At 35.4% G+C, this 19362-nt stretch carries 15 protein-coding genes; 14 read left to right on the forward strand and 1 reads right to left on the reverse strand.

The annotated features are described in order from the left end of the window. The first annotated feature begins 255 nt into the window (after positions 1-255). The 3 genes from AACU25_RS29190 (at position 256) to AACU25_RS29200 (ending at position 3073) form a co-directional block, all read left to right on the forward strand. Entirely contained in the window at positions 256-783 is a 528-nt protein-coding gene (locus tag AACU25_RS29190; RefSeq protein WP_096581655.1) for a BON domain-containing protein, read from the forward strand. 672 nt (positions 784-1455) lie between these two features. Next, the gene (locus AACU25_RS29195; protein ID WP_096581657.1) at positions 1456-1953 is read left to right on the forward strand and encodes a phosphate-starvation-inducible PsiE family protein; all 498 of its coding nucleotides are present in this window, start codon (positions 1456-1458) and stop codon (positions 1951-1953) included. Positions 1954-2518: 565 nt separating this feature from the next. Continuing rightward, on the forward strand, positions 2519-3073 hold the full coding sequence (locus AACU25_RS29200; RefSeq protein WP_096581659.1) for a methylmalonic aciduria and homocystinuria type D protein: 555 nt from the start codon (positions 2519-2521) through the stop codon (positions 3071-3073). Between the two features lie 142 nt (positions 3074-3215). On the opposite strand, the gene AACU25_RS29205 is transcribed toward AACU25_RS29200, so the two are convergent. Further along, positions 3216-5411 (reverse strand): GumC family protein, encoded by a 2196-nt coding sequence (locus AACU25_RS29205; RefSeq protein WP_096581661.1) that lies wholly within the window; start codon positions 5409-5411, stop codon positions 3216-3218. Positions 5412-7167: 1756 nt separating this feature from the next. Here AACU25_RS29205 and AACU25_RS29210 point away from each other — a divergent pair. The 11 genes from AACU25_RS29210 to AACU25_RS29260 all read left to right on the forward strand — a co-directional run bounded on the left by AACU25_RS29210 (position 7168) and on the right by AACU25_RS29260 (position 19361). Next, positions 7168-8607: a glycosyltransferase family 4 protein gene (locus AACU25_RS29210; protein ID WP_321206913.1), complete on the forward strand. Its 1440-nt coding sequence runs from the start codon at positions 7168-7170 to the stop codon at positions 8605-8607. Between the two features lie 372 nt (positions 8608-8979). Continuing rightward, the gene (locus tag AACU25_RS29215; protein WP_096581663.1) at positions 8980-9405 is read left to right on the forward strand and encodes a hypothetical protein; all 426 of its coding nucleotides are present in this window, start codon (positions 8980-8982) and stop codon (positions 9403-9405) included. Between the two features lie 470 nt (positions 9406-9875). Further along, the gene (locus AACU25_RS29220; protein WP_045867979.1) at positions 9876-10256 is read left to right on the forward strand and encodes a hypothetical protein; all 381 of its coding nucleotides are present in this window, start codon (positions 9876-9878) and stop codon (positions 10254-10256) included. A gap of 451 nt (positions 10257-10707) precedes the next feature. Further along, positions 10708-11667, forward strand: coding sequence for a GDP-mannose 4,6-dehydratase (locus AACU25_RS29225; RefSeq protein ID WP_096581665.1), 960 nt, complete (start codon positions 10708-10710; stop codon positions 11665-11667). 2 nt (positions 11668-11669) lie between these two features. After that, positions 11670-12506, forward strand: coding sequence for an ABC transporter permease (locus AACU25_RS29230; protein WP_096584229.1), 837 nt, complete (start codon positions 11670-11672; stop codon positions 12504-12506). 177 nt (positions 12507-12683) lie between these two features. Next, entirely contained in the window at positions 12684-13958 is a 1275-nt protein-coding gene (locus AACU25_RS29235; protein WP_096581667.1) for an ABC transporter ATP-binding protein, read from the forward strand. Between the two features lie 30 nt (positions 13959-13988). Continuing rightward, positions 13989-14639 carry a class I SAM-dependent methyltransferase gene (locus tag AACU25_RS29240; protein WP_096581669.1) on the forward strand — a complete coding sequence of 217 codons (651 nt, stop codon included), beginning with the start codon at positions 13989-13991 and terminating at the stop codon, positions 14637-14639. Between the two features lie 15 nt (positions 14640-14654). Next, a complete protein-coding gene (locus AACU25_RS29245) occupies positions 14655-16274 on the forward strand; it encodes an FkbM family methyltransferase (protein WP_096716308.1) in 1620 nt (539 codons plus the stop codon). Between the two features lie 250 nt (positions 16275-16524). Next, positions 16525-17253, forward strand: coding sequence for a class I SAM-dependent methyltransferase (locus AACU25_RS29250; RefSeq protein WP_096581671.1), 729 nt, complete (start codon positions 16525-16527; stop codon positions 17251-17253). A gap of 27 nt (positions 17254-17280) precedes the next feature. Next, positions 17281-18264, forward strand: a complete 984-nt coding sequence (locus AACU25_RS29255) for a hypothetical protein (protein WP_096581673.1) — start codon at positions 17281-17283, stop codon at positions 18262-18264. Between the two features lie 101 nt (positions 18265-18365). Beyond that, complete coding sequence (locus tag AACU25_RS29260; protein WP_096581674.1) at positions 18366-19361, forward strand: glycosyltransferase family 10 domain-containing protein; 996 nt, start codon at positions 18366-18368, stop codon at positions 19359-19361. Position 19362: the final 1 nt, after the last annotated feature.

Below are 19362 nucleotides of genomic sequence, written 5' to 3' on the forward strand. Positions count from 1 at the left end.
GATTGTGACTATGTAAAACCATCAAGTGTATGCAAAGTCTGACTCATTAGTAGCCGTAACTGAAATTAAATTGGTACTTCTATCGTTGGCTAAAATAGCCTAGCCTTTAGAAGTTTCCTGGGTTTCAGATTTTAATCACCTGTGTGCTGAAATTAGCATTTGCGTAAGTTCAAATTTAATTGTTTTTTAAGATTTGCTCCTCAACATAACACACACCTTAATTAATCGCTTCAAGTAGTCAATTCGGAGATTGATATGAAAAAGCTCATACCCTTGTTAGTCAGCAGTATTCTGGTAATTGGTAGTTTTGGTTGCCAAGATGCAACTAAAAATGCGTCAGAAACTCCCACCACCAATGAAGCCACCAAAACTGCCAAAGAAGCATCCGCCAACACTAAAACTACAGCCAAAGAAGCAGCCGCAAACACCAAAACTACTGCTAAATCTACTACCGAAACTAGCAAAACTCCAGCCAAAGAAGCAGCTGCAAATACCAAAACTACTGCTAAATCTACTACCGAAACTAGCAAAACTCCAGCTAAAGAAGCAGCTGCAAATACCAAAACTACTGCAACTGAAACTGCTACTAAAAGTTTAATTCTCAGCAAGTTAACCGAAAAAATTCCTGGTAGCAAGTTAGCAGTTGAAGACAAAGACGGCGTTGTTACAGTCACAGGGACAGTTCCCACCACGGCTGATATCAAGAAGATTGAGCCATTAGTCAAAGAACAAAAAGGTGTTAAAAGCGTAAAAGTAGAAGCAAAAGCTGCAAAAGCTCAGTAAAAGCTGAGATAGTTTTCCATTAATAGTCTGATAATTCTTAACAGGACTTATAAAAATGTAAGTCCTGTTTTTCATGACAAATTACATACTTTATTGATAAAAATCCGATTTGATTTCTGAAAAATCCCAATCCCATGTAAAATGCGTCACGCTGAAGCTAATACCATTTTGAAAAAAGAACGCGACAGATGGGTAGGGCACGGCACCAGTAAGATATTTGATATACCAAAAGATTGTCGATGCCCATTGGTGTCAACTTAAGCTAAAAGCTATATAGGGCGGGCGTTGTACAAATACCTCGCGCCCTCATCCCCTAACCCCTTCTCCCTGAGGGAGAAGGGGAATTGAATCTCTTGCTCCCCTCTCCCTGAGGGAGAGGGGCACAGGGTGAGGGCGAAACCTTGCAACCAAGAGGGTTTCACGTTAAGTTGACACCACTGGTCGATGCCGTGCCCCTACAAAGAATTTATCTGCCGCAAACATTATTTGAACTGGTATAACGCACCTAAACTTAGTAGCCTTGAAAACCTACATCACAATATTTGGAATAAATATCATTTTTTAATTCTTTTTATTTCATAATAATTTCTCAATCAATATTATTCGTTACCAATTTGTAAATTTGTATTCTCTAAGATAAATAAATGCAATTCTATAAATTGGGGACATACCATGCCAAAACGCCTGATATCAGAGTTAAATAATTGGTTACAACGAGATAGAATTGTACGGAATTTAGAAATATTTCAAGACTTTATTATTATCTCACTCTGTCTGGGCTTATTTTGTGTAATGTTGATCCGTCTGACATATATGTTTACTTCTTTTTTACGTCCATTAGATTTACGGGAAGTAACATCTGATATTTTGTTTATTTTAATTCTGGTAGAGTTATTCCGCTTGTTAATCGATTACCTACAAGCACAACGCATATCTGTAGGTGCAGCAGTAGAAATTACTATTGTTTCAGCTTTGCGAGAGGTAATTTTACGTGGTGTGCTAGAAATACCCCGCGATCAACTACTAGGGATTTCTATATTTTTAGTAGTTTTAGCAGGGATTTTAGTTGCTTTACCTTGGATGACTCGCTTTTTTGAACATGACAAAACCACTACTCCTGACATTGCTGAAACAATCACACAGTTATTGACTGAAAAATCTGAGTTGTAAGTCATTGGTAATTGGCTATTTTTTCCTGTAAGAATCTAGCCAATCTTTAACTTTTTTAGTCCTGTTTGTACCTGATAGGTTGTTCAGCCAATACCAACTACTTGCAAATAAAGTTGGTATAATGATCCAGATTGTGCGATCGCCCTTAGGATTATATCCTGCAATTCAAGTCTAATAGCTAGGAGAAAGGCAAAGAAAAACCCTTTCTCCGGTATCTAAAACCATATTTTGAGTTCAAATTGCTATCCCTTGTTATAGGAGGACTAATAAAGGCAAATTTTTATAGCTTTTTAGTGAGTTTTTGTTTCTCGGATGTTAGCAGGGAAACTCTCTAGAAAGTAGTTGTCGTTAACTATTTACATCAGAAAATATCAAAATTTTTTGTCAGTTCGCTAGTAATAGGTTAATAAAAGATAAAAATCGGATTAAAAATGTAAACTTGATCCACAATACAAGCAAAGGAAACTTAAATTTTATGCAAGTTTGATGATTTTTATGAAGTTTTAAGAGTTATTATCGATCGCAGGAATTAACTTGAAAAACTTGCAAAAACCAAATCAATTTAGTGAACTACCCTCCAGTTTACAGTTCAAAACAAAACTGTCCCATTCATTTGGTTGGCAAAACGGGACAAGCAGTTCAGATTTCAATTCATTCTCCTAGTCGGTATATCTGTGCCAACTGCGAACGGATATTACCAGATTGGAAGCAGCAGTCAACTTTATGGGTAGTGATTGTTTTACAACAATCACAGTATCAATTACAGGAAACTACACCTCTTATAGAGGAAGAGAAAGAACGCTTACGAGAAAAGTTTATGCGGTTTGGTTTTGATTTAGCTTTTAATCTACGCGATCGCAGCTATTTCACAGACCTCATAGATCCTCGTACAGGCTATCCGCTACTTTCTCATCCTGGAATTGTTCCTCATGACGACACAGCAGTTGTCAAAGCTTTGCTAAATTACCCAGTCATCAAAAACAAATGCTGTGTACTAGTACATCCAGAATGGGGGACAGCAGTCTATCCCAGCATCTTGATTTCCGAAGCTCCGCCAATCATGATTGAATGGGTGACTAAAAGCATAGCGCCCATGCATGGATGGCAAGAAATCAGCTAGATCATCAGTAACTACGAATAGAAATGATGGACAAACAGGGCACTAGCATCGCCGTAAAAAATGTAAGAGTCAAAAATCACAACTCAAATAAAATTTTGATTTTTGACTCTTGCCCCATAGCTATGCTATAAGCTCAATTCGCTTAACTATATTTATAGTAATGTTTGTAGCCTTTGTACTTAGTCTTATCTCCGTTAGCAACGATGCCTAAAATATTGACGGGAGAGAGTTTTAGACTATCTTGAGCTTGCATTAGCCCCGATTTATCTGTTTTGTCTAACCTTACTACCATCACTACCCCATCAGTGTAGGGTGCTATCATTCTCGCATCAACTAGTCCTACTATCGGCGGCATATCATAAATAACTAAGTCAAAAGTTCTATTGAAATAGCCCATTAGTTGCTTCATTTTTTCTGAAGAAAGCAACCTTGCAGGATCGGGTGGTATCGGCCCAGAGGTAATCACAGATAAGTTGTTCATCGTTGGCATTTGCCTGATTACCTGTCCTATGGGGATATTCGTGGAAATTAAACTGCTTAACCCCCACAGGTTACTGAGATCGGCTAATTCATGAACTTGGGGGCGGCGTAAATCAGCATCTACAAGTAGTACTTTTTTGCCCATTGCTGCTGCTATTTGGGCTAGTTGGAATGAAACTGTAGATTTGCCGTCTCCAGGTAATGCTGAACTAATAACTAAAGAGTGAATTGTTTGATCGGAACTAAGTAGTTGAATATTTGAATACAGTACCTGTAAAGATTCCCAAAATCTGCCTTGACCGTAATAGCGATCGCTAGCCGAGCGCCGTTGTAATATATGAGACATTTTGGGCATTTTGCGGGAAACCTTTTTCGGTAAGATTTTTTCCAAAACCTTGTTCTCAGAATTGTGATATCGACTATCTTGGATTTTTCGATCAAAAGGCAAAGTTCCCAGCAAAGGTAGTTTGATTTTTTCCTTGAGACTGTCAGCAGTATGGTATGTATTATCTACCTTTTCTAGTAGCAAGCTAATGCCAACACCTAAAAGTAAGCTAGCAATAAAACCTAAAGTTAAGCTACGTTGAATATTAGCAGATATTGGTTGTTCAGGCTCAAATGCTCCTTGAATCAACTCCCAAGGTAGTTCTGTCTGAGCTACCTGAATTTGTAGCGTTTCCCGAGTAGTTAAAAACCGATTCAGGCTCTCGGTGGCAATTTGTAGCTCTCGCTGCAGTTCTGTATATCTTCGCGATAAAACTGGTAATAGTTTAACTTCTCGATCAACTTGAATTTCTGCTTTTTTTAATTCTTGGCTTTGTACTTCTAAAGTCTGAACTTGAGTAGCTATCTCAGCAAATTTAACTCCTAAAGTTCTCTTGGCTTCTTCCTCTAATAATGGCAATAACTTTTCTTTCTTCTGCTTTAAACTTTGTATAGGTGGGCTATCTTCTTGAAAACGAGTTTGTTCTCCAGCTATTTGAGCATCTAATTGACGTATCTGAGTAATTAATTGTTGATATACAGATGTATTGCTGATCGCTGCCAGTTCTCCTTGTTCTCCTTTCATACTGGCAAAACTGGCACGAGACATAGCTAATTGTTGATCAATTGCTAATCTTTGGGTTTTCAATACTTGCACTTGACTGGCAATTTGTGTTGCCTGAGCATCTGGACTAATAAAATCATACCTTTGGCGGAACAATTGCAGCTCTTTCTGCAAACTATCTACTCTATTTTTAATACTTGGTAGTTGTTTCTCAACAAACTGTACACCTTGCCTTAACTTGGTTTGGCGCTTTTGCAGACTATATTCTAAATAAGATTTAGCAATGATATCTAGAACTACTTTAATTTGCCGAGGATCTTCACTTTTGAATCGTACCTCTATAATTTTTGTCTGTCCTAAACGACGAATTGTTAACAATGCCATTAGAGAATCATAATTTATATTTGGATAAATTTTCTGTATCTCTTTGACAATGTTGATCATCAATTCTGGGCTTTTAAGAACCTGTATTTGGCTTTCATAATCTAAACTCCCAGATTTACCTGAGTTGGTAGTATCAATGGTGAGTTGTGACAAAGATTTCTCTTCATTTACAGGTTCTACTAAAAGTCGAAAATTACTTTCATAGATAGGTTTTTGCTTTAATGTAGAGTAGCCTACAGCAGCCATGACAACAGTTGCTACCCCTACAATAATCAACATACGTCGCTGTACAACACTGAGGAATTGCCGTAAATCCCAATCATTACTATCCTTGTCAAACCATGCCGTAATCTGAGGTGAAAATGCTTGGTGTATCGCACTTCCATTGCGTTCGTAACTTGAAGGCTTAGTTAAATTGTTCTCCATCATTTATTTATCTTGTGTAATCAGCTAGATAAAATTGGTCATTGCTGCTTGTAGTAAAGGTAAGATACACTCTTGTACTTGTTAAGTAAAATATATAAGTGAAAAACTAAATATTAGACTTAAAGTAAATCCCATATTATTAAGTTTTGAGTTGGCATTTATGTTCTTTGCCCTATCAACGCTCAAAAAAATAATTTATATAGCTGTTTTAGACTCCTAACGACAACTAGTCAATGTTTTAGAGGAGAATATCTAAAACAGTATTTATACTTAAAACCACCTCAACCAAAATTTAGATGCTATAACAAAAGACGGTTAAAATTGCTTGGGGCTGTCTCCTCTTAGTTCTGATGAGCTTAGTTAACTACTTTGTCAGCATATGTATCTTTACGTAAGTTAAAAATTAGCCTAGTAGTAATATGGACAGTGCTATACTGAGGCAAGTATATTCTGGCTTTCCAATCTCAACCTGAGTATACATATAATTTTAAAGTATAAAATATGATACATTACTTAGCTAAGAATTGAGATATAAATATCTAGCCCTCTCCTTCCTTTAGATAGCCAGTCTCGGAATTCTTCACTATGTTTAGACAAAAGCCTTTACAGGTTTACCTGGTTCTAGGCAGATTTTGCTCGCCTCGTGCTTCAAAAACACAACTAAAACCCCGACTACAAATTATTCAACCCTCAATGACATAGAGCTTAGGGACTTCCAAATCAAAAAATAATCAATCGCTTTGGTAAGCAGAGGAGGAAGAAGAATACAATTATGGTCTTCCCTCCGAAAAATGGATAATTTAATTTCTGGAAGTCCCTTAGGCGTATTTCCAAAAATCAAACAGGAGTTTTATAGGATATTTTATTGCGGGATTGATTGTCACTAGTCTGCTGGATAGCCTAAGATATCTCTACTAACTCTGCTCTTACAAGCATATTAAGTTTTTTCTGGCATAATCGTCTGCCAATAACACTTGCCAATAACACTTAATCGGAGTTTTTCACAAAAGTCAAGGGTCAAAAAATTTTAGCTTTAGGTGGGTATTATAACTTTATCCAATCTCCCCACACAGCTTTAAATATTTGGGTAGGCTACATTCAAAATTTTTCGACTCGTTACGATTTGCCTATTACCTATTCGTCAAGAATTTTATAGTCATGGTTCAAATCCTTTAGCTCAGATAAAACTAAAAAATCTCTGGTCTTGATTTAATTATTTTGGTTAAAGTACCACTGTGGATTTCACTGCTAGCAGTAATACTTAAAATATATTATACTAATGATTTTATTAAAAAATCAGTATAAATACTTTGGTGTATCATGGGTATATATGATTTAAAATTGTTCACCGATAACCGACGTAAAATTTAAAAATAATTTGTTACCAAAAAAATATTCCAATCATTGCGGTTATTTCACTTAGGCTGGATTCACTATCGAGTTGGTGAATTTTGCAACAACTGCTGACTGCAATTTTTTTATTAATTAAACAAGCAATTTATCTGGTGCGAAATCTAGCTAATGCATAATACCTTGGCTCTGGATCATAGCAAAGGTAGAAAGTATCCTGATTAAACTCTTTCACAAAAAACCGCAATAAAGATTCAAAAAAATTATGTTTTTTCCCTAATTTATACAAACATCGTTTATAAAAGAATTTAACTGCAAGTATAGAGCGACTAAGGCAACCGATTGCTGCGATCGCTTTCTAGGTTATTTCTTGGTCTAGGAATCTTTTAAAAGGACGATATAGCCAATGACATTCAGTGAATGGCTGAAGAAATCGTTGCTAACCATCTCGACAAACAAAGGTACTCAGAATCAGCAATTTTTTACTCCTGATAGAGACTTGTTGTTAAGTGATAAAGTTAACTTCGATCATATAAAAGAGCAGAATGAGGAGGACTTTAACAAGTTTGTACTGCCTGCAATAGTCCCTAGTCAGTCTCTATCTATAAATCCAACTTGGTATGAGCAACCGCTAAAATTATCTGTGATTACTGAGTTTTTCCCCCCAGACTACGCGGCTACAGGACAGTTAATCGAGGAACTGGTAAGACAGTTAGGTAAACAAGGAGTAAACATTGAAGTGTTTACAGGTCAGCCTGGGTATGCGTTTGGAACATCCTATGCCCCTGCCATAGAACAAGTAGGTCGAGTTAGAATTAAGCGATCGCGCACTGCTCAACTTTGGTCACGTCGAGTTCGCGGTAAAGCGGTCAACGGTATCTTGTTTACCTTACGTGCTGTGCTGCATCTAGTTAGATGTTGCCGTCGCCATGATGTAGTGTTGTTAACCTCAGCCCCGCCATTTTTACCAATAGTAGGATATCTGGCTCACCTGTTTTTTAAGCTTTCTTATGTCTGCTTAATTTATGATATTTATCCCGATATTGCGATCGCCTTAGGTGTAATCCCCAAAAATCATTGGCTAGCAAGATTTTGGCAAGCCATCAATAAAAAGGTTTGGCAGAAAGCTAAAGGAATAGTGGTGCTGAGTCCAGCCATGAAGCAGCGAGTAGTGGCAGCTTGTCCAGAGGTGGCAGATAAGGTATCTGTAATTCACAGTTGGGGAGATCCTGACTTGATCGTGCCAATTGTCAAAAAAGATAACTGGTTTGCAACGAAATATAACTTAGTTCATAAATTTACTGTTCTTTATTCGGGTAACATGGGTCGGTGTCATGATATGGACACCATATTGGCAGCAGCCAAACAACTGCAAGATGAGCCGATTCAGTTCGTTTGTATTGGAGGTGGCGCAAAACACGACAGTGTAATCCAAGCAGTCAATCGTCTTGGGTTAAGTAATTTTTTGTTTTTACCCTATCAAGATAAAGAAGTACTACCTTACTCTCTAACAGCTTGCGATCTCTCCTTAGTTAGTGTAGAAGCTGGTATGGAAAGCTTAGTTGCACCCAGTAAACTTTACCCAGCATTAGCAACAGGGCGACCTATTGCTGCAATTTGTTCAGAGTATTCTTACTTAAGGCAAATCATCGCAGATGCCCAATGTGGTGCTAGTTTCGAGAATGGTGACAGTTATGGATTAGTTGAATTTATTCGCTTATTAAATAGTGACAAACAATTAGCAGAACGCATGGGCATGGCATCTCGTCAGTATTTGCAGTCGCATTTTACGCCCGAGATTATCGCTAAACAATATTTAAGAGTTCTACGACAAGCTGTTTCTTAACGTTTTTGAGTATTATTACGCAACATAATTCCCAAAAACGTATTAAATTACTTTCATCTTCGGCTTGACAATCGTAATTTGCGGCTATATAAACAAAGTGCATCTATCATTTAGGAACGCTGAATCTAAAAGTTATGTTTTGCAAACTAGCAAATGCAGACTTCCTTAAGTAGGATTACGGAAACCTGCTACTAAAGAAGAGATAGTGAAGCATTTTCCTTAGAACTTGCACTGGTTCACAAGTTTTTCTTCTAAAAATTCAATAACTCACTGTTGATTAAGAAGTGGGCTTTGATGGTCTTTATGATCTCAGTCCCTTCAACGCAACCTTCTTGTGGATTTGTTTGATGTCTACTGATATGGAGGGCCGAAGTGCAGAAAAGGTGTGATCGAAATCGAAAACGTTCTAAAAGACGAGCTATATATTGTCCAGAACATGGGTGCTATTTAAATAGCATGAGTCAAAAATATGGGTTGTTTGCAGAGCGAGCTGGACAGCTACAACAACGAGGGATAAAGCGATTAGATGCCTTGATGTTAGTTGCAGCCAAGACTGCAATTCCTTTAGACGGTGAGTGGTTAGAAGCTTTTTGGTGTGATGAGTGCCAACAAACTAAGTGGTACCACGTTTGTAAGGGCGACTCCACTTATGAATTATCAGTAGCACCGCCAGAACTTTGGCAACAAGCCACAGGGGTAATTAATCCACACAGGAATCCTTCGGTGGGGGAGTTCACTAGTAGAAATGCTCGGATGCTTCGCTACAGAACCATTGAAAATTTTAGGTTTATGTACTAATGCAAACACTCAAACATCTGTCGTTTTGAGCGAAGCAGAAGCTTAAAGATAATTGGCTTCGATCAAAATGACACCTGAAAACGCAAAATAAACAATGCTTTACTGGAAAAAATAGAGCATTTATAAGTTTGAGTCGAATCTTTAGAGATTTGGAACCGCATTTATTGTAAAAAGTGGAGTATTCATAAGTTTGAGTCGAATCTTTAGAGATTTGGATTAATTTTTGTTATGAAGAGTGGAGCATTTATAAGTTTGAGTCGAATATTTGCAGCTTTGAATCAGTTTTTATGGTAAAAAATCGTGTGTTTACAAGTTTTGTCGCATTTGTGACCACAAAAAACCATTAAGTTGGGAAATTTACGCAAATAACCAGAAAATTTGATCGCTGATGATTCCCAATTAACACTAGTTCCGTATTGGTTAAGCATAAGTTAACTTATGTGTAGCCTTTCAAACATGGACATACTGCTATGGGAAGACCAAAGCGTACTTCGGTAATTTTAGAAAAAGCCCAGCGTCGGATAGCTGGTTTAAAGACAATTGATGGCTCACTAGATTTGGGAAATGGGCTTACGGTTGAAATATTTTTAGAATTAATTGAAGATACACGCAGAAAATTAGAGGCTCATAATATTGCTTTGTCAGCGGCCGATCAAACAGGTACTTTGGTTTCACAAGCAGAGCGATCGCTTGCCGATTTATCAGAGCGAATGTTAACTGGGGTAGCTTCTAAATATGGTAAACGTAGCGATGAATATGAGATGGCTGGGGGTGCGCGCAAGCGTACTGGTAAGCGGAATGCTCGCAAAGTAAGCACATCTACACCCACAGAAAGTCCGGCGACAATCTAAGATATCTCGACGACTTGATAATTCATCAATTATTATTATTCAACCCACCATAGGGACACAAAAATTTGTGTCCCTATTAGATTAAGAGCGATGGTTTAGATCCACATAATTTTTAATTTTTTAAATTTTGCAATTGCCTTGAGAGAATTACAATAAAATCCCCAAATGCTTGTAGGGGCGCAGTATTGCTCATTGATGTCAACTCGTGAAACCCGCTTAGTTGCAAGGTTTTGCCCTCACCCCCAGCCCCTCTCCCACCAGGAGAGGGGAGCAAGAGATTTAGTTCCCCTTCTCCTGCGGGAGAAGGGGTTAGGGGATGAGGGCGCGAGGTATTTGTACAACACTCGCCGTATATAGCTTTTAGCTTAAGTTGACACGTATGAGTATTGCTGTGCCCTTTGTGCTGTAAATGTGGAACCGCCGATCAATTTTGATGAGGTGAGACAAATTAATGAAAAAAGCGCTTATTTGTGGAATATCTGGACAAGACGGAGCCTATCTAGCGCAGTTACTTCTCAATCAAGGCTACTCAGTCTGCGGTACTTCGCGAGATGCTCAGATTTCTTCATTTCAAAATTTGATTCACTTAGGTATCAGAGAGCAAGTCAAGCTAGAGTCAATGGCTTTAACTGACTTTCGCAGCGTCTTACAGGTACTGACAAAAATCCAACCAGATGAAATCTACAACTTAGCAGGGCAAAGTTCAGTTGGTCTATCTTTTGGACAACCAGTAGAAACCTTAGAAAGTATAGCCACAGGTACGCTCAACTTGTTAGAAGCAGTTCGCTTTTTAGGTAAACGGATTAAGCTCTACAATGCTGGTTCTAGCGAGTGTTTTGGTGATACTGGCTCCATAGCAGCTGATGAAAATACTCCCTTTCGTCCCAGAAGTCCTTATGCTGTAGCAAAAGCCACTGCATTTTGGGAAGTTGCTAACTACCGAGAAGCTTATGGTTTATTTGCCTGTTCGGGAATTTTGTTCAATCATGAATCTCCCCTACGTCCAGAAAGATTTGTGACTCAAAAAATTGTGGCTACTGCTTGTCGGATTGCTCAAGGTAGTACTGAGCAACTTTATTTGGGAAATATGCAGATTCAACGTGACTGGGGTTGGGCACCAGAATATATAGAAGCAATGTATTTAATGTTGCAACAACAACACCCTGATGATTATGTGATTGCTACTGGAGAAAGTACTTCTCTAGAAGATTTTGTCGCCGCAGCCTTTGCATCAGTCAACTTAGATTGGCAAGAACATACTGTTATAGATAATAGTCTCCTGCGACCTACAGATTTAGCAGTGGGTAGAGGTAATCCAGCCAAGGCTGCAAACAACCTGGGATGGCAAGCGAAATACAAGATGAAAGATGTAGTGCAGATGATGGTGGAAGCAAGGTTAGCTAAGTCATGACAATGAAAGACAACATTCATCAGCCCAGTTTAGTAATTGAAGCTGGACGCACAGAACAGCAATATTGGAAAGACTTGTGGCGCTATCGGGAGTTATTTTACTTCTTAGCATGGCGAGACATTTTAGTGAGATACAAACAAACAGCGATTGGGATTGCTTGGGCACTCATTCGTCCGTTTCTCACAATGGTGGTGTTTACAGTCGTGTTTGGACAGTTGGCAAAGTTACCTTCTCAAGGTGCGCCTTATCCAATCCTAGTTTTTTCCGCCATGTTGCCTTGGCAGTTCTTCTCTAATGCTCTCTCAGAGTGCAGTAATAGCGTAGTTAGTAATGGCAACTTAATTTCCAAAGTCTATTTCCCGCGATTAATCGTACCTGTAAGTGCGATCGCAGTCAGCTTTGTAGACTTTCTAATTTCTGGGATGATCTTGTTGGGATTAATGGCTTGGTATAACTTTGTTCCTACCTGGCGAATTCTCACACTACCATTATTTATTTGTATTGCCTTTGCTGCTTCAATGGGTGCTGGGTTATGGCTGGCTTCTTTAAATGTGAAGTATCGCGACTTCCGTTTTATTGTGCCGTTTATTATGCAATTTGGTTTATATATATCGCCAGTCGGATTCAGCAGTAGCATTGTGCCAGAACAGTGGCGGTTTATTTATTCCTTAAACCCAATGGTCGGAGTAATTGATGGTTTTCGTTGGGCAATTTTAGGTGGTGACGCACAGTTATATATATCTGGATTTACTTTATCTTTGGGATTAGTAATATTACTATTTGTTAGTGGTATTTGGTATTTTCGTATGACAGAAAAGACATTTGCAGATGTAATCTAAATTTTTAGATCTTTGCTTGATCTTCAAGTTAAGGTTTGCCTGAGATAGGCATTAGAATTACTTACTTGTAAGTTTTACATTCTCTAAATTAAGAATTACAGAAGTCATTGTAATTAATTAAACGATAGTACTTGTATTAATTAATCGTAACACCATTGTGACAACCTAAAAAAACTAATGTCTGACACTGTTATTCAAGTTAAAAACTTAAGTAAGAAATATATTATTGGGCATCAGCAGCAAGAACATTACACTGCATTGCGAGATGTTATTGCTCATGGGACTAAAAACTTAATTAAATCATTCAAAAATCAAAATTCTAATGTTAACAATTATCAAGAAGATTTTTGGGCACTCCAAGATGTTTCGTTTGAAATTAAGCAGGGAGACAGAGTTGGAATTATTGGGCGTAATGGAGCAGGTAAATCAACACTGCTAAAAATTCTCAGTCGGATTACAGAACCGACAAAAGGACGCATTAATATTAAGGGACGAGTCGCAAGTTTATTAGAAGTGGGCACAGGTTTTCATCCAGAGTTGACCGGAAGAGAAAATATCTTTCTCAATGGCGCTATTTTGGGAATGAGTAAAGTAGAAATTCAACGCAAGTTTGATGAAATTGTTGCTTTTGCTGAGGTTGAAAAATTTCTAGATACGCCAGTTAAGCGATATTCATCAGGAATGTATGTACGTTTAGCGTTTGCAGTGGCGGCGCATTTAGAGCCAGAGATTTTAGTAGTAGATGAAGTGCTAGCAGTAGGGGATGCTCAGTTTCAGAAAAAGTGTTTGGGTAAAATGGAAGATGTCGCAGAAAATCAAGGACGGACAGTTTTGTTTGTCAGCCATAATATGAATGCCTTGAGTACATTATGTCAGTCTGCGATCTTAATTGAAAAGGGACAGATAAAATACCAAGGTAATGTATTTGATGCCATTGAGAAATATTTAGTTTCATACTCTGTAGATGATAGTAAAGAAATCTCACAATACAGACTAAATAAGAATTTAAAAGATATTTATTTTAAATCAGTTGAAATGATATCTGGTAATACGCAAGTTCTTTTTAAGGAAACAATAGGTTTTGAAATTTCAATTTTAGCGGAAAAGAAAATTGAAAATATTTCAATTGGAGGCACTATATTTAATAGTATGGGTAATCCTATAGGAGCATTTGTTAGTAATGTAGTCGCTGTTGAACCAAAAAAAATAACTACGATTAAACTAGAAATAGCAAAATTGAATTTGTCTCCAGGAATGTATTACATGGGATTTAGTATAGGAGAAGGTAATTTTATGAATACTAGTAGGATTGATTATGACATTATAATTGGTTACCCTAGATTTGAAATACTGCCATTTAATGAGCAAGAAAATATAGGTGTTTGGAATCCCGCTTGGGGAAACATTGTACTCAATGAATGCTTGGTAGAAACTTTAGCTTTTATTCAATAGAATTTTTACTCTTTAAGTTACTTAATTGTTATGAATGTTATAAATCTATATACAGATAAATCTAAAGAATATTACTCAAATACCAGACAAGATATTTTCTCCTTTGTTCCGTCTGAAATTAAACATGTTTTAGATGTTGGTTGTGGTTCAGGATATTTTGGAAAATTTTTGAAAGAGCGCCTGGGATGTACTGTATGGGGTGTAGAACCTGACGTTGATTCTGCATTAGAAGCCAAACAAAATATTGATAATGTTCTAAATTGCCCATTTGATAGACATATAGCTCTACAATCTCAAAAATTTGATTGTATATTTTTTAATGATGTACTGGAACATTTAATTGATCCATACCAAACACTTAAATATGCTCAAGAACTATTATTACCTAATGGATATATTATTAGTTCGATTCCAAACATTTTACACTTTTTTACGATATATAATATTCTGAAAACACAAGATTGGAAGTACGAAGACGCTGGAATCTTAGATAAAACTCACATTCGTTTTTTCACTAAAAAAAGTATTATAAGACTTCATGAAGACTGTGGATTAAAAATAATTAATATTCAAGGTATTAATGCAACTTACGGCAAAAAATATAATATTCTTAATTTTTTGCTAAGAAATGCGATAAAAGACATGAGGTATATTCAATTTGTAACTGTAGCAAAAAAATGAATAGGAGTTATTTATATGACTAAATATGATATAGATATTATTATTTTAAGTTACGCTAAAAACGATGCTCTTAAAGAGATTACTATTCAGGGAGTAAATTCATTAATAAATAGTGAAGACCCTGAAACAATAAATTTTAAAATTTTAGTAATAGAATCTAATAAGAGTTTAAAACCATATCAATATGAACATACTCTGACTGTCTATCCTGAAGAAAAATTTGGATTTCATCGTTATCTAAATCTTGGTATTCAAAGCACTAACAGCCCTTTCGTTTGTCTTTGTAACAATGATTTAATTTTTGAAAAAAATTGGGCTAGTGAAATATTGAAGGAAATGGACAAAGACCCTTTGCTATTAAGTGCTAGTCCATACTGTCCTGAATTTCACCTTAAAAGAGGGTTTCAAAAAAACCATTCACCGATTATAGGTTATAACAACGGTATATTAGTTGGGTGGTGTATCTTTGTTAAAAGAGAAATATTCGACACAATAGGAAAACTCGACGAAAATTTAGAATTTTGGTATTGCGACCTAGATTATGCACAGACCTTACAGCAATACAATATTAAACATTGTTTAATATCTTCTTCTTTTGTAATGCACTTAATGAATAAAACTTTAGAAGAAACTGAACAGAAAGAGGTGGAAAAACTTACAAATTTTCAATATCTTTATTACGATTATAAATGGAATCATAAATCAAAATTTAAATTGATTTTAAATTATTGGATATTAATATTAAAATTATGGCTCAAAAAGAATGCCACTAATTGTATAAGTCTGGTTAAAACATTTATATTAAAATTTATTACTAGAATACATACTGCTCTATCTAATTCTAGATTTGCAACTATTTTAGCTTTAAAAATAAAAAATCAAACTGAACTCGTTATTCGACAACGTTACTCAGCTAATTCTTGTAATCCTGAACTAAATGGAGAATATTTCTTATTGGAACATACTGCTCCATTTTGCCACTCCTTTGTTGATGTTGGTGCAAATATTGGAGATTGGACAGAAAAATTCCTAAAATTAGGCAGTGAAAATACTAACGTTATTGGCTTGATTTTTGAGCCTGCAATTGAGGCATATGAATCACTTCGATTGAGATTTTTGGAGAATTCAAACACTCAAATATGTAATCTTGCATTATCAGACTGTGCTGGTATGTCTGATTTTTATGAGCAGCCAAATAAAGGTCAAATGTCTTCCTTGATACAAAATTTTACAGAAACCTATAGTGGTCAAATCAGTTTTAAAAGAAGAGTTGTAATTTCAACGCTTGACAGAGAAATTCATTCTATAGGTTGGAAGCAAATTGATTTTTTAAAAATTGATACAGAGGGTTATGACTTAAAGGTAATACAAGGAGCGAGATTATTGCTTGAGGCTAATTATATAGGTATCATTCAGTTTGAATATAATCAGCCTTGGCTACATACAAGTAGCAGCCTGAGAGAAGCATATCAAATCCTAGAATCTTGTGGTTATGAAGTATTTTGCTTAAAGCCGAATGGGTTATTTGTGTATGATATTGAAACTTTCGGGGATTATTACAGTTATTCTAACTTTGTAGCTGTAGCTAAAAGTCACAAAGCAATCTTAAGTCCTTTAATTAAAGGAGTAATATAATCAATATCTTAACTATATTTATAAAATAAATTCAAAATATATTAATTCTATTTGTAAAAATTATAACTTAAAGTTTAAGCTTGGCATATAGATTAATATGCGCTCATTTTTTCGGTTATTAATTCCAACATTGAAAAACAGATATATGAAGTAACGTATGGAATAAGAATAAATTCCCTGTATTGCCTTGGTAAATATCTTCAAAATCTGAACATTATTCTACATAACTAAGATTAAAGGAAAAATCAAAATGAATCTTACTAATGATATAAAAAGCACTTTGAGAAGGACATTATATAATTTATTTCCTTCATTGCAACAGTATAATTTCTACCTTGGTAAATGGCGTTATGCCAAAAAACTTAAATCTCAAAGAAATAAAACTTTAAAGAGATTTCATCAGCATAAAGGTTTATTAGTTAATATTGGATGCGGTTCTCAAGGTAGAGACGGTTGGATTAACATAGACTTTGCTGAATATAAAGGTATTAATTGCACATTTGATTGTAGTAAAGATCTTCCCTTTGAAGATAATTCTGTTAAAGCAATTTTTACAGAGCATTTTCTTGAGCATCTTGATTATGAAAAAGAAGCACAATTGCTCTTAGCTGATTGTTTTCGGGTTCTAGAGACTGGAGGCGTTATTCGCATTGTAGTTCCTGATGCTGAAAAATTCTTAATTGCTTACAATTCTCCAGGATGGGAAGCATTAAGCGTAACTAGACCTCTTACTTCTGATTTTATAGATTGCCATTTAGGAATTAAATACAATACTAAAATGGAGTTAGTTAATGTTGTTTTTCACCAATTTGGTGAGCATAAATTTGCCTATGATTATGAAACTTTAAAATTTTGTTTAGAAAAAACTGGATTTTCACAAGTCAAAAAAATGTCTTTTGGTGAAAGTCGCATGAAAGAGCTAGCAATTGATCTTAAAGTTAGAGAATCAGAAAGTTTATATGTCGAAGCTATTAAATGAATTTATTGTAATTAAAGATAAATTAATATGAGATCAGTTTTCACTATAGCAATCGGTAGTAAATCTTATTTAGATTATGCATTTACCTTAGCCAGATCTTTTATACAACATCATCAAGATAGCTCAATCAAATTTTTTATTATAACTGATTTAAAATGTGAAAAGCCTAGAGGTTTAGAATCCATTGAAATAGTTAAAATTGATAAAAATTCAATTGCTGAGGGTATATCATCCAAATTATATTTAGATAAATTAGCTCCTACAGCACAATCTATATTTATTGATTCAGACTGTTTATGCTTTAGGAATCTGGAACCAATTTTTGAAAAATTTGCAGGTAATACGGTATCTGTAGTAGGTTTTCCTATTTTTTGTGGAGAATGGTGTGGCGCTTTAGCAGAAGATATATGTAAGAAATTTAATATTAATCATATTCCTAGATTTAATGGAGGTATTTACTACATAGAACCAGGCGAAAAAGCTACAATTATTTACAATACGGCAAGAAGCTTAGAGCCATACTATGATCAGTTAGGTTTTAGTAGACATCGTGGATGGTGTAATGAAGAGCCTCTTCTCTCCATCGCGATCGCTACAAATGGAGGACAATGTATCCTTGATGATGGAAATATTCTCAGTGATTTAGCTTCTTGCCCTGAAACAGCAAAATTGAATGTTGTTGTTGGTCAATCTAAATTATATAACCCACCACAACCACACATAAGGAATAAATGGTGGTATGACTTCTCAGAGTATAGTCCAGCTGTTATTCACTTTTCAGGTGGAGCTAGTACTACATACCCATACGTTAAGGAAAAATTTAGGCTACTCCTTGTCAATAAATTTACTTTCGCTGAATGGTTCGCAGATATATTATGTATCTGTTTGTTTTCGCTTCCGTTTCAGCTAAATAAAGTTATTAAGCAGATACTCAGACCAGTTTATAGATTCTTATTTGGTATCAGAAAAATCTCAAATTTAGGTCGCACTTTTAAAAGTCTAGAAACTTAAATTATTTAATTTTTTTTAAGAATCTAAATAAATAAATTATTTTATATCATATCACTTTATGAGTTTAAATAAATTAAAAACTCAGAATATAATGCCATTCCATGAAAAAAGAAATAAAAATTAAGTTTATTAATGGAATAACTTATGAAGCAGGAATACAAGAAATTCTCAACTGTGTTGCTGATAAGTATAGCTTTGTTAAAACGGAAAAACCAGATTTTATTATTTTTGGTCCATACGGAAATGATATTCCTCCAAAGGGTGAATATATTAGAATTGGCTATTATTGCGAAAATATGACACCCGATATGAATTTGTGTGATTGGGCTTTCGGAGTGCCTTATGAGGAGGAAATCAACAATCCTAGATATATGCGTATCCAGTGGCATGGATTTGATCCTAATGTACTGGTCAAAACAAATTTAGATTTAGACGCTCAAATTGCTCAAAAAACAAAGTTTTGTAATTTTATTTATAGTAATAAGGTTCCATTACGTGAACAATTTTATAGAGCATTATCTAAATATAAGCCTGTAGATGCTCCAGGTAAGTCAATGAATAATATGCCTGGAATTGACTCTACAATACAACAAACTTCTAAATGGAAACGGAAGCGAGACTTTTTAAGTCAGTATAAGTTCACTATAGCATTTGAAAATTACTCTTACCCTGGCTACAACACAGAAAAACTATTAGATCCAATGGTAGTAAATAGTTTACCTATTTACTGGGGTAATCCTTATATTGGTCGGCATTTTAATACTAATAGTTTTGTGAATACCCATGATTATTTTAAAGAGAATAGATGCCCACTTCTAAAGTTTGTAGAATTAAATTCTAATGCAGACTTTAAAGATATGCGTCCCTTAACTTTTATTAAGCCAGGAGATAAAATCAAAAGAAAATTCAAAAGTATAAGTAGAGAAATTAAAATAAAAATACTATACAGTTCTTTTGATGAAATTATTGAGAAAATTATTGAAATTGATCGGGACGATACATTATATGCAAAGTATCTATCGGAACCTTGGTTTTATCAAAATAAACCACCTTCCAATGAATCTGTAGTTAATAGGTGGCAAGAAATATTTGGTTAGA

The sequence above is a fragment of the Tolypothrix tenuis PCC 7101 genome (assembly GCF_963874875.1).
In the GTDB taxonomy this organism is placed as follows: domain Bacteria; phylum Cyanobacteriota; class Cyanobacteriia; order Cyanobacteriales; family Nostocaceae; genus Aulosira; species Aulosira tenue.

Excerpts from the sequence above, each read along its gene's own strand:
- AACU25_RS29255 (WP_096581673.1), top strand. The coding sequence starts at position 17,281 with ATGAGATCAGTTTTCACTATAGCAATCGGTAGTAAATCTTATTTAGAT.
- AACU25_RS29205 (WP_096581661.1), bottom strand. The coding sequence starts at position 5,411 with ATGGAGAACAATTTAACTAAGCCTTCAAGTTACGAACGCAATGGAAGT.
- AACU25_RS29210 (WP_321206913.1), top strand. The coding sequence starts at position 7,168 with ATGACATTCAGTGAATGGCTGAAGAAATCGTTGCTAACCATCTCGACA.
- AACU25_RS29195 (WP_096581657.1), top strand. The coding sequence starts at position 1,456 with ATGCCAAAACGCCTGATATCAGAGTTAAATAATTGGTTACAACGAGAT.
- AACU25_RS29230 (WP_096584229.1), top strand. The coding sequence starts at position 11,670 with ATGAAAGACAACATTCATCAGCCCAGTTTAGTAATTGAAGCTGGACGC.
- AACU25_RS29190 (WP_096581655.1), top strand. The coding sequence starts at position 256 with ATGAAAAAGCTCATACCCTTGTTAGTCAGCAGTATTCTGGTAATTGGT.
- AACU25_RS29250 (WP_096581671.1), top strand. The coding sequence starts at position 16,525 with ATGAATCTTACTAATGATATAAAAAGCACTTTGAGAAGGACATTATAT.
- AACU25_RS29225 (WP_096581665.1), top strand. The coding sequence starts at position 10,708 with ATGAAAAAAGCGCTTATTTGTGGAATATCTGGACAAGACGGAGCCTAT.
- AACU25_RS29220 (WP_045867979.1), top strand. The coding sequence starts at position 9,876 with ATGGGAAGACCAAAGCGTACTTCGGTAATTTTAGAAAAAGCCCAGCGT.
- AACU25_RS29245 (WP_096716308.1), top strand. The coding sequence starts at position 14,655 with ATGACTAAATATGATATAGATATTATTATTTTAAGTTACGCTAAAAAC.
- AACU25_RS29260 (WP_096581674.1), top strand. The coding sequence starts at position 18,366 with ATGAAAAAAGAAATAAAAATTAAGTTTATTAATGGAATAACTTATGAA.
- AACU25_RS29240 (WP_096581669.1), top strand. The coding sequence starts at position 13,989 with ATGAATGTTATAAATCTATATACAGATAAATCTAAAGAATATTACTCA.
- AACU25_RS29235 (WP_096581667.1), top strand. The coding sequence starts at position 12,684 with ATGTCTGACACTGTTATTCAAGTTAAAAACTTAAGTAAGAAATATATT.